This window comes from Mucilaginibacter ginkgonis (genome assembly GCF_009754905.2).
Classification (GTDB): domain Bacteria; phylum Bacteroidota; class Bacteroidia; order Sphingobacteriales; family Sphingobacteriaceae; genus Mucilaginibacter; species Mucilaginibacter ginkgonis.
This window is the reverse complement of the sequence record NZ_CP066775.1, coordinates 3,262,209-3,276,560: the sequence shown is the minus strand read 5'-3', so window position 1 is coordinate 3,276,560 and position 14,352 is coordinate 3,262,209. Positions and strand designations below refer to the sequence as shown.

General features: G+C 45.1%; 10 protein-coding genes. 2 read left to right on the top strand and 8 right to left on the bottom strand.

Annotation, left to right across the window (positions count from 1 at the left end; genetic code table 11):
* Window position 1 precedes the first annotated feature (1 nt).
* On the bottom strand, window positions 2–1,135 hold the full coding sequence (locus tag GO620_RS15210) for an AI-2E family transporter (RefSeq protein WP_157524615.1): 1,134 nt from the start codon (window positions 1,133–1,135) through the stop codon (window positions 2–4).
* Window positions 1,135–1,296: a hypothetical protein gene (locus GO620_RS15205; RefSeq protein ID WP_198173540.1), complete on the bottom strand. Its 162-nt coding sequence runs from the start codon at window positions 1,294–1,296 to the stop codon at window positions 1,135–1,137. The genes GO620_RS15210 and GO620_RS15205 overlap by 1 nt, the downstream gene beginning before the upstream one ends.
* A gap of 106 nt (window positions 1,297–1,402) precedes the next feature.
* Between GO620_RS15205 and xth the strand changes: the two genes are divergently transcribed.
* Window positions 1,403–2,173 (top strand): exodeoxyribonuclease III, encoded by a 771-nt coding sequence (xth, locus tag GO620_RS15200; RefSeq protein ID WP_157524614.1) that lies wholly within the window; start codon window positions 1,403–1,405, stop codon window positions 2,171–2,173.
* Here the strand turns inward: xth and GO620_RS15195 are convergent, their stop codons facing one another.
* From GO620_RS15195 to gap, 6 genes are all read right to left on the bottom strand, one after another.
* Window positions 2,174–4,321 (bottom strand): ATP-binding protein, encoded by a 2,148-nt coding sequence (locus GO620_RS15195; protein ID WP_157524613.1) that lies wholly within the window; start codon window positions 4,319–4,321, stop codon window positions 2,174–2,176.
* Window positions 4,322–4,406: 85 nt separating this feature from the next.
* Window positions 4,407–6,923: a PAS domain S-box protein gene (locus GO620_RS15190; RefSeq protein WP_157524612.1), complete on the bottom strand. Its 2,517-nt coding sequence runs from the start codon at window positions 6,921–6,923 to the stop codon at window positions 4,407–4,409.
* 80 nt (window positions 6,924–7,003) lie between these two features.
* Entirely contained in the window at window positions 7,004–9,277 is a 2,274-nt protein-coding gene (locus GO620_RS15185; protein WP_157524611.1) for an ATP-binding protein, read from the bottom strand.
* Window positions 9,278–9,457: 180 nt separating this feature from the next.
* Window positions 9,458–10,648, bottom strand: coding sequence for a phosphoglycerate kinase (locus tag GO620_RS15180; protein WP_157524610.1), 1,191 nt, complete (start codon window positions 10,646–10,648; stop codon window positions 9,458–9,460).
* Window positions 10,649–11,147: 499 nt separating this feature from the next.
* On the bottom strand, window positions 11,148–11,582 hold the full coding sequence (locus GO620_RS15175) for a GNAT family N-acetyltransferase (RefSeq protein ID WP_157524609.1): 435 nt from the start codon (window positions 11,580–11,582) through the stop codon (window positions 11,148–11,150).
* 35 nt (window positions 11,583–11,617) lie between these two features.
* Entirely contained in the window at window positions 11,618–12,628 is a 1,011-nt protein-coding gene (gap, locus tag GO620_RS15170; protein ID WP_157524608.1) for a type I glyceraldehyde-3-phosphate dehydrogenase, read from the bottom strand.
* Window positions 12,629–12,718: 90 nt separating this feature from the next.
* Here gap and GO620_RS15165 point away from each other — a divergent pair, with 90 nt between their 5' ends.
* Window positions 12,719–14,293: a hypothetical protein gene (locus GO620_RS15165; RefSeq protein WP_157524607.1), complete on the top strand. Its 1,575-nt coding sequence runs from the start codon at window positions 12,719–12,721 to the stop codon at window positions 14,291–14,293.
* The last annotated feature ends 59 nt before the right edge of the window (window positions 14,294–14,352 follow it).

Genomic DNA, 14,352 nt, shown 5'->3' with positions numbered 1-14,352 from the left:
GCTATTCTGCGATCTTCACTTTTTTACCGTTAGCGGTTAACCTCGTCGCCAGTTTATTTTGTTTTAGATGCTCATCACCCAAAATAATACCCCAGGGCTTCAAGCTCTCCACCCTGTCAAAAATGATCTTCAATACGGCAATGACAGGAATGGATAAAAACATCCCCGGTATCCCCCATATCATCTCTCCAATAATTACGCCAAGAACGGTAATCAGCGCATTTATTCTCACCTTTGAGCCTACAACAACAGGCAGCAAAATATTACTGTCTATCAGGTGCGTTACAACCAGCGTTACTACCACCAATATTACTTTACTGGCAACGGTAGCCGTAGCAAAAGTGATGAGTGAACTGAGCAGCAAAGCCGTAAATATGCCGATGTATGGGATGATGTTCATCAGGCCGGTTAAAAGTCCAAGCAGTATGGCATATTTGATACCCAGCAACCAGAAAGCGATGCAAACCATGGCAGCTACTATGGCCATTTCAATCAGCAAGCCAATTATGTATTTACGGATGATGTACTGTACCTGCTCTATGATGTCATGAACGGTAGTTTTATTTTCTTCCATAAATACCGACTCAAAAAATGCCATGATCAATGAGCGGTACAGCAAAAAGAAAAAAGTATAGATAAAGGTAAATACAAAGAAAAGCAGCAGCGATGACAGCGATATCAGCGTAGCCCCAACAACCGCGGTGCCCGATGCCATGATCTTACTGGTTGCTGTATGCACATAGGTAAGCTGCTTATGGGCATTAATGTGGAATGTTGTCGCGATCCAATTCTGCAGGTCACCTAAAGATTTGCTTAGCTGATCCTGGAATTGCGGCCAGTCATTGGCCAGATCGCTTACCTGCGAACCAATAACGTAAAGTACGCCGCCAATGGCAGCCAGTAAAAGAAGCACAGACAGCATTGACGCCGCACTGCGCGGCAACCTTACTTTAAATTCAAGAAATTGCGCTAGCGGCAACAGCAATATAGAAAACAGGCAGGAAAATATAAGCGGTGATAATATCTCTTTCGCTACAATTACAATGTATGTTAGCGAAATAAGAATAAACAGCACCGATGCCATTTTTACATAGAACGGTAACCCTTTAAGGCTTTGCAGGTCTTTACCGGTCATTATAGTATCTTGGACACTATCCAGATAATAAGGGCAAGAATTACCACAACAATGATAACGCCAACCCAAACACCGGCTTTAAAAATGCCTTCGATAACAGAACAGCTGCTTAACATCATTACCATTAATGCCAACAGACCCGGAATGGAAAATTTTCTCATGATTTTTATAATTTAGATACCCAACATACATTCACACAAAATAGTTTTTAATCACAACTATTAAGTTCATATTTAAGCACTTCTGACTTGTTTAAAAATACCACCAATGAAAATCGCGACCTATAACGTTAACGGAATAAGCAGCCGCCTGCCGGTATTACTTAGATGGTTAAACGAAACACAGCCCGATGTTGCTTGCCTGCAGGAACTAAAAGCGCCGCAGGAAAAATTCCCCGAAGAGGCGTTGAAAGAAATAGGCTATAGCGCGATATGGCACGGGCAAAAAAGCTGGAACGGCGTTGCGATATTGACTAACGGCGAGCCCGCCAAAGAACGCTGTCGCGTTTTACCCGGCGATGCAGAGGATGAGCATAGCCGCTATATAGAAGCAGAAGTTAACGGGCTGATCATCGGCTGCCTTTACCTGCCCAACGGCAACCCCGCGCCCGGTCCTAAATACGATTATAAATTAAGTTGGATGGACCGCTTTAACGCTCATGCTGCGGAGCTGATCAAAGGCGGCACGCCTGTTATCCTTACCGGCGATTACAATGTGATACCAACCGGATTTGATGTTTATAAGCCGGAGCGCTGGACGGAAGATGCACTGTTCCGCACTGAAACCCGCGAGTCGTACGAGCGCATAATAGCGCAGGGCTGGACGGACGCTATCCGCAAACTGCATCCTACAGAGAAGATCTATACGTTTTATGATTATTTTAGAAATGCTTATGGCCGCGACGCCGGGTTACGCATAGACCACTTCCTGCTGAGCCCAAACATTGTTGACAGGCTAAAAGCAGCAAAAGTTGACCGCCATGTACGCGGCTGGGAAAAATCGAGCGACCATTGCCCGGTGTGGATCGAAATAGATTAATTATTTTAGCGGGATGCTAAAATAGAAAGTAGCACCCTCGCCCTGGTCGCTGTCTACCCAAATCTTGCCATCATGGCGGTGGATGATCTCGGCACAAAGGTATAAGCCAATACCAAAGCCGGAAATAGTGGTCATATGGGTACCTTCTACACGGTAATAACGCTCGAATAGCTTTTCCTGATCGGCTTTTGCGATACCCATTCCCTGGTCTTTTACGCTCACTACGGCAAAGCCGTTTTCAGTAATGCAGGCCACATTGATAGTGCTTAATGGCGGCGAGTATTTAACCGCGTTACTGATAAAGTTATTGATCACCTGGCCAATCTTGTCTTTATCTGCGTAAACAATGGTTTTCTCAACCGGGGCAAAAATGATATTATGGCTGGACACTGTGGCGATGGTCTCATCTTCGGCCTCAAAGATAAGATCGGCTATGTCAAACTCTTGCTTATCCATATGGATCTTGCCCGATTCAAGCCGCGAAACATTCAGGAAACCATTGATCATGTTGGTCATTTTTTTGATCTGCTTAACAGATTTAACCAACGCTGTGAGGGTTTTCTCATCGCCTTTATCGCGGGCCCGCATTTCCAGCATTTGCAGGTAGGCGTTAAGCGAAGTAAGCGGTGTTTTCAACTCATGGCTTACCATGCCAATAAAGTCGTTCTTACGCTGTTCGTCTTTCTTTTGTTCAGTAATATCTTGTATTACACCGTAAAACCACCTGCTATCGCGATCGGCATTATAAAACACGCGCCCTACAGAACGCAGCCACCTTTTTTGTTTGGTGAGCGTATCCGTTACTGTATACTGCATATCGCAAGGCAGATCGTTTTCAATAGCGTCTTGCAAAGCACTTTGTGCGTAGTCATGAAACTCGGGGTCGATGTTGCTAATAACCTGCGATGTGTCCACCTCACCGGTGGCCGGCAAATTATATAACTCTCTAAACCTCGAATTGACTATAAGCTGATTGGTAGCTATCTCCAAATTAAATATACCCAGGTTGGCTGCTTCTACTGTAAGTCGCAGGTTATCTTCGCTTTTGCGCAGATCTTCTATTGCAACAAGCAGCTGGTCGCGGTTTTCCTGCAACTCCTCATTGCCCAGCCGCACCTCCTCATTACTTGCCAGCAATTCTTCATTAACAGCTTCAAGCTCTTCTTTTTGTTCCTGTATTTTGTTCCGCGCATCAACAGCGGGAGTAATGTCGCTTACACTAACCAATATCGAGGTGACATTACCGTCAATATCAGTGATCGGATCATAGCTGAAGTCTACGTATATGCTGTTTATCGTGCCGTCGGGCTGATTTACGTCAACAGGTATTTCAGGAAAACCAATGGCTTTGCCTGTTTCCATCACAGACTGCAGATAACCCGGGAAAGGCTGCCCCTGCAGTTCGGGGAACACATCCAGTAAACGCCTGTCAACAACCTGGTCCAATGTGCGTCCCCAAATATCTAATACAGTTTGGTTAGCTGTTTGGATGATAAAATGCGGCCCGTTAAACACGGCCATCCCTATGGGCGTGGTTTGCACCATGGTTTTAAAACGGTGCTCGCTGGCCTGCAGGTCTTTATTCAGCTGGCGGGTATGGTCATAAGCAATGCGCAGCTCATCATTCACAGAAGAAATCTCTTCATTCATTGCAGCCAGCTCTTCGTTAGAAGAATATAATTCTTCATTCGCTGCCGACAATTCTTCGTTCAGCGCACGTTCGCTGCGCTCATTTTCTTCAATGATCTTGTTGGCCCGTATGCGTTCGCTTACTTCTGTTGTGGTATGCAGAATGCAATAGGTTTTCCCGTCTTCGCCGGGGATAGCGCGGTATTCAAAATCGAAATAAAAAGTTTGCAGTTCACCATCTACTTCCAGCCTTGCTTCTACATCCTTTCCGGTTAAAGTTTCACCTGTACGCCACACATTTTTAAGCATGTCTATAAAAGGCTGACCCTCCAATTCGGGTATAGCCTCTTCAATGGTCATGCCTATAACGCTGCTGTCTTTTCCCCAAATACGTAACAAGGCGTTATTGGCCGACTGGATATACAGCTCTTCGCCAGTGTAAATACCGGTAGCATCTTTTGACAGAGTAAGAATGTTAAATAACGCTTCGTGGCTGAGGCGTTTTTCAGGATCGATCATTGACAGGTAGATGCAGCTAAATCAGTTAAACAATAATCAATTTTGACTACGGAAACAAAGCTATAAATTAAAGTGTTTAAACTTTTTAAATTTTTTCGGAAGCGCTTAAAGGCAGTGTAAACCAAAAGGTACTGCCTTGCCCCAAGTGGCTGTCTACACCAATTTCGCCGCCGTGGCGTTTTACAATTTCAGCAGAGATGTACAAGCCCAAACCTAACCCCGAATACTGGCTGCCGGTGTGGTCTGCGCGGTAATATCGGTCGAATAGGTGCTCCAGTTTTTCTTTGGGGATACCCGGCCCTGTATCCCGCACGGATATTTTGGCGTGATCGCCCTCCCGTTCTGCCTTCAGAAATATTTCAGTCGATTCAGATGCATACTTCACCGCGTTGTTTACAAAGTTTACGATAACCTGGTCAACACGCTGCTCATCGGCAAAAACTTCCAGGTCGCGGTCGCCTTCAAACACCAATTGATATTTGCCTTCTAATCTTACATGCGTGCAGCAACCATCTAACAATTCGGCAACAGAGAAGTTGGTTTTGTTAAGGGTCATTTGCCCTTCATTCATACGCGTTGCATTCAGCAGGTCATCTATCAATGTGGTAACCTTATTTGTACTCTTCGCCGCCTGGTCTATCATTTTTGGCAGCATTGGCGAGTCTGGCTTGTCTTTTAAACGCGATAGCAGTTGTACAGCTCCTTTAAGCGCAGTGATCGGCGTCTTTAATTCGTGACTTGCAATGCTGATAAAATCATCCTTACGGCGCTCTGCGTCTTTTTGCTCTGTAATATCGGCGCATGATGCAATATAACCTGCAAATGTACCATCGGGCCTGAAACGCGGCTGACCGTTAGCCAGCAGCCAGCGATAATCGCCGTTTTTATCCCGTATCCTAAAATCCCCGTTAAACTCTATCTTGTCCCTAAAGGCATCCAGATAGATTTTCAGGTAGCGGTTTCGGTCTTCGGGGTGAAGCAGGTCTGTCCACCCAAATTCAATCAGGTCTGCTAATGGCCTGCCCGTCATGTCTGTCCAGGCTTTGCTGAAATAATTGGCTTTACTGGTCTCGTCACTCACGGCGATAAGGATCTTAGAACCCTCTGCCATGGTGCGGAAACGCTCTTCACTTTCCAGTATATTATTTTGCGCTTCCATTTGCGGGGTAACGTCCATCACCACACCACGAAATACATTGTATAAACCTTGCGTATCTGGCATGATCTTACCCATAGAGCGCAGCCAAATTATCCTTCCGTTATCAAAACGCTGCTGCTGATAGGTTATATCATAGTCGCCGCCATCTGAAATCGCTTTTTCGATTTCCTTAACTATAAGTTCGCGGTGCGCTTCTGTAACCTGCGCAATAGCCTGGTCATAGGTCATCAGCGTGGCGCCTTTATAACCAAATATGTCGGCTAAAATCTTGTTATAGGTTAACGCTTTGGTTTCGGGGTCTATTTGCCAGGTGCCGATGTGCGCCGCTTCAACGGTGAGCCGTTGCGCTTCTTCGTTCTCTTGTAATTGACTGTATAGTTGCTCGCGGTTGCCCCGGCTCACGTCCAGCTCGTGATTGGCTAAGGCCAGTTCCTCGTTTTTGGCAGCGAGGTCATCGTTGGCGGTTTGCAAGTCGGCGTTAAGCTGCTCTGCCTTTTTGCGGGCTAACACCTGCTCAGTCACATCTACCGCGATATCGATAATGCCGGTTACCTTACCATCCTCAATAATGGGCGTGTAGGTAAAGTCGTAAAACCCATTTTCCTCAACCCCGTTACGGACCAACGTTACCGGCGTGTCGTAACCATAAACAGGTTTACCGGTTTGATATATTTCTACCAGCATATCATATGCGGCTTGGCCTTCCAATTCGGGCATGGCTGTTAAAAGCGACTTGCCAATGATATCTGCCGACTTGCCCAGCAACTGCAGCATTGGCTGGTTAGCAACCTCAATAAGTAAGTTCGATCCCCTGAAAACGATAGTTGCCGCGGGCGATTGATCTATGAAAGTCTTCAAACGGTTCTCACTCTCGGTAAGTATCGCGTTAAGGATATTAACCTTTTGCTGAGCGTCTTTAAGCTGCTCGTTCATCACTTGCAGTTCGGCGTTTTGCCTGCGCAGGCGTAACTTATCTATTACCTGCCAGCCCAGCATACGCAAAGCATTGATCTGCTGGTCTGTCAGCTTTTTCCGTTCCTGATCTATCACGCATAGTGACCCTAACGCAAAGCCATCATCGTCAACCAATGGAATGCCTGCGTAAAAATTAATGTTGGTTGGCCCGGTTACAAGCGGGTTATCTGCAAAGCGCGGGTCTTCCTTTGGGTTTTCTACAATAAGCAGATCGTTAGGGCTGTTTATAGCATGCGCGCAGAATGAATATTCGCGGGCGGTTTCTGTTTCTGACAAGCCCTTGTGCGATTTAAACCACTGGCGGTCTTTATCTACAAGGCTTATGAGGGCAATTGGCGTCCCGCAGATCACAGATGCCAGTTCTGTAAGCTCGTCAAAATCTTTTTCCTCCATACTGTCCAGAATATGGTAGGAGTGCAGCGCTGCTAAACGCTCCTGTTCATTCTCAGGTATAGGTGCTGCAGGCATTATGAGGGGTCGAAATAATGGTTAAATATAACTAAGAAAGCGCAGCAAAAAAGACTGAAGTATTATATACGTAAACTAGACTATTTTGTTACAGCCGGCAGTGTAAACCAAAAGGTGCTACCCTTACCAATGACACTGTCCACACCAATTTTTCCATTGTGGCGTTCAATTATTTCTGCACATAGGTACAGGCCAATACCAAAGCCCGAGATATGAGATGTCTGTACGCCTTCTACCCTATAGAAGCGGTCAAATAATTTGTGCTGGTCCTGCAATTCTATCCCCATGCCCTGGTCTGTAACGCTCAATTTCACTTTGCCATTTTCGGCCACACAATTAACGGTTATGGCCGTGCCGGGCGATGAATATTTTGCGGCGTTGCTAATGAAATTGCTGATGACCTGTCCTATTTTATCTTTATCAGCATTGATGCCGATCGACTCGCAAAGTTCAAAAACCACATTATGGGAAGTTACGATTGTTTTGGTTTCTTCCGCAACCTCTTTAAGCAGGTCGGCTATATCAAATGGTGTTCTGTCGATAAATATCTTTCCAGATTCCAGGCGCGACACGTTGAGAAAACCGTTGATCATTTTGGTCATCTTTTTCACCTGCGCAAAAGACCGCTCCAGCGCGTTTGCCGAAAAAGAATCATCTGATTTTTTAGCTTTTCCAAGCAGCAATTGTAAATATGCGGCTAAAGAGGTGAGCGGTGTTTTTAACTCGTGGCTTACCATTCCAATAAAGTCGTTCTTTCGCTGGTCATCTTCCTTTTGCTCTGTGATCTCAATTACTGTACCTATAAACCTAAGCGGTTTATTATCTGCGTCAAACGATACCTGACCTATTGCCCGCACCCAGCGCAGCTTCTTATCTTCGGCACCGACAGTACGATATTCCACGTCATATTTACCGCCGCTTAGCTCAAAGTTATAAGCATCTGCAACGGCTTGCAAAATGCGATTTCGGTCATCCGGGTGAAGACCGGTTACAAAATCTGCAGAATAGGTGACTTCGATGTTCGGGCTGATACCAAACAACTCTTTACAGCGATCATCCCATTCTAATTTGTCGTTAACAACGTCCAAGTCAAAGGTCCCTAAATTGGCAGCGGTTTTAGATAATTGTGCCGTCTCAAGAGAAACTGTGAGCTTATCATTTAAAGCCAGGTACTCGTCATTACGGGTTGCAAGCTCCTCGTTAGTGGCAACAAGTTCTTCATTAAGTGCAATGTGTTCATTGCTTAACGTATGGAGCTCTTCGCTGGTAACACTTAATTCTTCATTTAAGGCTATCAGCTCTTCGTTAGTGATCTTTAACTCTTCGTTTAATCTTTGATGCTCTTCGTTAAGGTTGGTTAATTGTTCATTGGTAGCTAAATACTCTTCGTTTAAGGCATTTAAGTCGAAATTAGATATCGCGAGATTTTCATTCAAGGTTTCTTTCTCTATCCCTACCCTTGTTAATTCGTCATTAGCGGCCAGGTACTGATCATTCAATAATGCCAGTTCCTCATTTGTTACGGTTAGTTCTTCGTTAAGGTTTTGACGCTCGGCAGCCAATTGATTCAGCCGTTCATTGGCAACATTTAAAAGATCGTTTAGAGTGGTAAGGTCAGCGTTAGCTGTATTTAGTTTCTTGTTTCTTTTTTCGCCATCAATGTTAGCCAGGTTCAAGTTCTTGTTAGCAGCATCTAGCTCTGCATTGGCATTTTTATAAGCCGTGTTATCTGCAGTAAGTGCCGCGTTATCTATAGTTAAAGAGTCATTATCTGCATTAAGCCTAGCGTTATGAGCAGCAAGAGCGTTTTTGTCTGCAGTCAAAGCATCCTTATCTGCAGTAAGCGCGGTATTACTTACAAAAAGCTCCGCATTATCCGCCTGCAGCGCCGCATTACCCTCGGTCAGCATTTTATTCAGCGTGTTATAGCGATCGCTTTTCTCGTCCGACAATCTTTTATACGCTTGTATATCTGTAACGTCTGCAGCGGTATGAAGTATGGCGTGCGTTTTGCCATCCGCATTCAACAGCGGCTGAAATTCAAAATCGAAATAAGCAGTGCTTAGGTTGTTGTCTAAAACAAAATTTACTTGTCTACCGGGAATCAGCAACGGCTTCCCGGTATCCCATACTTTTTGTAAAAGTTCGCTTATCGGCTGCTCTTTTGTTTGAGGAATTGCTTCCAAAAACGATTTACCGATAACATCTTGTCCCTTACCCCAAATGCGTAGCATGCCGTCATTGGCGAACTGAATATTCAGATTTCTATTTGTGTAAATGGCCGTGGGCGTATTTGCTGTCGCAAGCACAGCCAGAATTGCATCTGAACTTAAATTGGGATTAATATCTGTCATTAATTAGGGTGAATGAACATACGAAAATAAATAATATTTCTTGAAAGTAAAGAACCCTGCCAAGTTTTTGACAACACTGTAAGCGGCATCAAAAAAAATAAGCAGGTAAAATTCAATAGATTACAAAAAAAGAAAGCCCCGCTGTAAACGAGGCTTCTTTAATTTAATAGAAAATTATTCTTATTCGTTAATTGCTTTAACACCGGGTAATTCTTTACCCTCCATGTATTCCAGCAAAGCACCGCCGCCGGTAGACACATAGCTTACCTGGTCGCTTAGGCCAAACTTGGCAACTGCAGCAGCCGAATCGCCGCCACCAATTAAGGTGTAAGCACCGTTATCGGTTGCCTTAACCAGGGCTTCGGCAACAGCTTTGGTCCCTTTGTCAAAGCTCTCCATTTCAAAAACTCCCATCGGGCCGTTCCACAAAATGGTTTTTGATTCTTCTATAACCTTGCTAAAGGTTTTAACTGTTTCGGGGCCGATGTCGAGGCCTTCCCAATCTGCGGGTATTTCTTTGTTTGACGATACACGTGTGTTCGCATTGTTATTAAAATCGTCGGCAATGATCGAATCGACAGGTAGATATAGTTTCACACCTTTTGCTTCGGCTTTCTTTACCAGTTCGAGCGCCAGGTCTTGCTTATCTGCTTCCAGCAGCGACTTGCCAATTTCGCCGCCCTGGGCTTTTGCGAAAGTATAAGCCATGCCCCCGCCGATGATGAGGTTGTCTACTTTTTCAAGCAGCTTCTCAATCAATTCAATTTTATCAGAAACCTTTGCACCGCCCATGATGGCGGTAAAAGGCTTTTCGGCATGGTTAAGTATCTTTTCGGCATTCTCCAATTCACTCGCCATCAGGTAGCCAAAGTATTTAGCTTCAGGGAAAAACTGCGCGATGATAGCCGTTGAAGCATGGGCACGGTGAGCTGTGCCAAAGGCATCATTTACATATACATCGCCAAGTTTTGACAGCTTTTCTGCAAAAGCCTGGTCGCCTTTCTCTTCTTCTTTATAAAAACGCAGGTTCTCCAATAATAACACTTCGCCTGCTTTAAGATCTTTTGCTTTGCTTACCGCTTCTTCGCCGATGGAATCATCTGCAAACTCAACCTGTTGGCCTAATAAGTCTGACAGGTGGCTGACAATATGTTTAAGCGAGTACTTATCTGTCGGGCCTTCTTTTGGGCGGCCCAGGTGCGACATAAGGATAACAGCGCCGCCTTCTTTTAAGATCTTTTTAATAGTTGGCAGGGCCGCGGTAATGCGGGTATCGTCGGTAATGTTAAAGTCTTTGTCGAGCGGAACATTGAAATCTACCCTGATAAGGGCTTTCTTGCCCGAAAAGCTAACCTGGTCTATTGTTTTCATAATTTAAGATGTGTAAGCGGTGCCAAATGTGGCAAATAATTTTGGATTGTCTTAATCAGAAATTAGAGAATTACAGAACCGGCCGATTTGTTTTCTTGTGACGCTGATAATTGATTAAGAAGCAAATAAGTCTTAGTGGCATGCGCTTGCCAGTGTAACACCTGTTACAGATGTGTGACACTTTTCTACTAAAAAGCGGCAAATGTGGAACACTGACAAAATCGTGCATCGCTGATAAACAATTAGTTATCCCGCTGACAATTTTGTGTCAGATACCGGTAAGTCTGTATTTAGCGGGAAAATGTAACATGTTACACCCTCCGTCAGCTTGACGGATCAGTGAAATCGGACCTTTCCATAGGCCTTTGAAGTTTAACCTCTCCGTGGCCTTCTCCAACGTAAGACCTCTCCCTAACCCTCTCCGAAGGAGAGGGGACAGCTTCGGTTACAGTTAGACTTTACTAGCCCCCTTCAAAGGAGAGGAGATTGCTTTAGGTTATTATTGAATTTTAAGATACATTTTAAAGTGCGGGCCAATGCCTGCGATCTCAAATTCGGGAGAAATGATTTCAAAGCCTAAACCTGAATAAAACTTCACAGCATTTTTACGGGCATTGCACCAAACGTAATTTGCGCCTTGCCCGCGCAGATAAACGATCGCGAAGTTTACCAGTTGGTTACCTATGCCTTTGCCGCGGTGCGACGTCGATGTAGCCATACCCCTTAGCTGGTAACCCAAACCGGGATAATCTTTATCGGGGTTGATTTGAAATGACGCGATGCACACCAGCTGCTCACTGGCAAAGTAACCTAAATGAAATGAGCCTTCGTTGGTGTCGCCGGGCCAGCGGCATTCATCTAAGGTTAAACGGCCTTCTCGCAATACTTCGTTGCGCAGTGGTAGTACATCATCGGCAGAAATGAATTTTATCATGACCTCTCCCCAACCCTCTCCAAAGGAGAGGGAGTTTACAATTGATTACTGATTTTAATTCTTGCTTGTATTTTCAATACCAAATCAGCCAGGCGGCTGGAATATCCCATCTCGTTATCATACCAGCCTACTACTTTGGTTAATCCGCCTACAACAGAGGTCAGCTGCGAATCAAATATACAGCTATGCGTGTTGCCCAATATATCGGTCGACACAATAGGGTCATCGGTATACTCCAGTATTCTGTGCATAGCGCCATCGGCTGCAGCCTTAAACGCGGCGTTAATTTCATCAACCGTTGCCGGCTTATTCAGCTCACAGGTGAAATCTGTAAGAGAGCCGTTAAGTACCGGCACGCGTATGCCGGCACCGCCTAACATACCCTCTAAATGCGGAAAGATAGTCGTAATGGCTTTTGCCGCACCTGTAGTTGTTGGAATAATTGATGCCGAAGCTGCCCTGGCCCTGCGCAGATCTTTATGCGGCGCGTCATGCAGGTTTTGGTCGCCGGTCATGGAATGTACCGTGGTAATATAGCCTTCCTTCACGCCCCAGTTATCGTCAAGCACTTTTACCATGGTAGCTACATTGTTAGTAGTGCACGAGGCATTGGATAATATCTTCGAACTCAAATCTACCTGGCCATCATTAACACCTAAAACTACGGTCGCCACGTCTTTACTCGCTGGTGCGGAAATGATCACTTGTTTGGCACCCGCATCTAAATGTCTTTGCGCGCCTTCAGCAGAGGCAAACTTGCCGGTCGATTCTATTACCAAGTCGATGTCCAAATCTGCCCACGGTAAATTTTGTGGTTCGCGCCCGGATAGAACTTTTATTGTTTTGCCGTCTATCAACAGGCTATTCTGGTCAAAGGTAACATTGCCGCCAAAGCCCCGGTGCACCGAGTCATACTTGAATAAATGTGCAAGTGTAGTGGTTTCTGTGATATCATTTATGGCTACAACCTCTATATCCGGCTGCTGCAAAATGATCCGTAAAAATATGCGGCCTATACGCCCAAACCCATTAATAGCAATTCTCATTCTCTGGTTAAAACCGCAAAATTAAACAAAATGGCAGGGATGTAACCCATTGCCCAAACCCCTACAAACTTTTATGGTAAATTTGCAACAATGCACCTATCTGAAAACAGCCTTGTTAAAGTCATCTTTGCCATATTGGTACTTGCCACCGTTTTGGCGGGGGTAGGTATTTACCTGCACCCCATGGCGCTTTTTCCGGATCCAAGCCGTGGTTTCCTGGTAATGCAAAGCATGCAGCATGGCAATGCCTTTAACACCCTTTCAGTTCCAGATCCGCAGAATATATCCAACAACGTAAATGAGTTTATCAGCTGGTGGTCGCCGGGGCAATACTTGCTGCCCTACGCATTCATCAGCCTGTTTCATATAAGCATCGGGCAGGCCAGCGCACTTACAACTATTCTTTGCGAAATTTTAGGCTTATTTGGCTTTTACCAATTTTTCAGGCAAGCCGGATTTACTAAAATCATTTCTATAGTCAGCATAGCTTTTATAGCCAGCCAGGTTTTTTACTTTATCCCGTTGGTATTTTATAATGGCGGCGAGGTGTTACTTTTCGGCTTCGCCGGATGGTTTTTATATGGATGCCTTAAGCTGCGCAACCCGCGCAACTGGGAAATGGTACTATTCATCATTTTAACCGGGTGGATAGGTTTCGTGTGCAAGTCATCTTTTATATGGATCTACGCCGCCGGTTTACTATTTATATGGATCAGGTCATCTAAGCCGGGCTTATTCGCCATACGCGGAATTGCAAATGGGTTATGGATAGCTATTCCGGCTGTTGTTTCATTCGCCGGGATTTACTTCGGCTATTTGTCGCGCGGCTTAACGCCAACATCAGAAGGGCATAAAACTAAATTGCTATGGGAGACTTTTGGGTTTCCGCTTGCGTCGCCGATACTATCCGGTTTTTCAATAGATGAAATTAGCCATGGCCTATTGTTCCACCCAGATGGGCCCATGTTTACCTACACCGTGAGTGTTTTTATCATTATCGCATTAGCTATCGCCAGTGTGCTTCTCGTAAAAAGGATTGTTAAACTATTGCCCAGTACAGATTACAGCCTAATGCTTGTAACGGTTTATGTAGTATGTGTGCTGTTTTTTGGCTGGTCATTTTTCAGGCAATTGGCCATATCTTATGAGGGGCGGCATTTCCGTATCATGGGCTTACTGCTCATCCCCGGTGCGGTGTACCTGGTTAGCAAATTGATAAAACCTTACAGGGTCTTATTCTCCGCTGTTTGGTTGGTGATTCTTCATGCCGGCATTTCATTCGCGGTTGAGGGTTACGATCGTAACAAAAACGAAGAAGCACGCGGCAACACAGGGCTTGCCCAGCAGTTTTTGGATCAGGATGCTTTGGATGAAGTCATCCGACTGGACAATACAAACAACAATGCCATTTTTGTCTTTATATCGCCCGATCTGAGTTTAGAAATTCAGCATAACCGCACGATCACACTGGAGCCCATCGGCCCGCAACTGCGCGTAAACTATAACGATTATCAGCATTGCGGCCATGCTGGACCACTATATATCATCTTGCCCGCAAGTTACCGGGGCGCCAAAGCGACTATGATCTGGAAATCTTTTGAAGATTATAAAGGATTTAAATACACGCAGCTAAGCGACGACTATATTATGTTCAGTGCAAAGTAGATATCCGGCGATAACAGGGTTCTACGCTACTCTCCGAGAGCTACCGGAGCTGAATGACA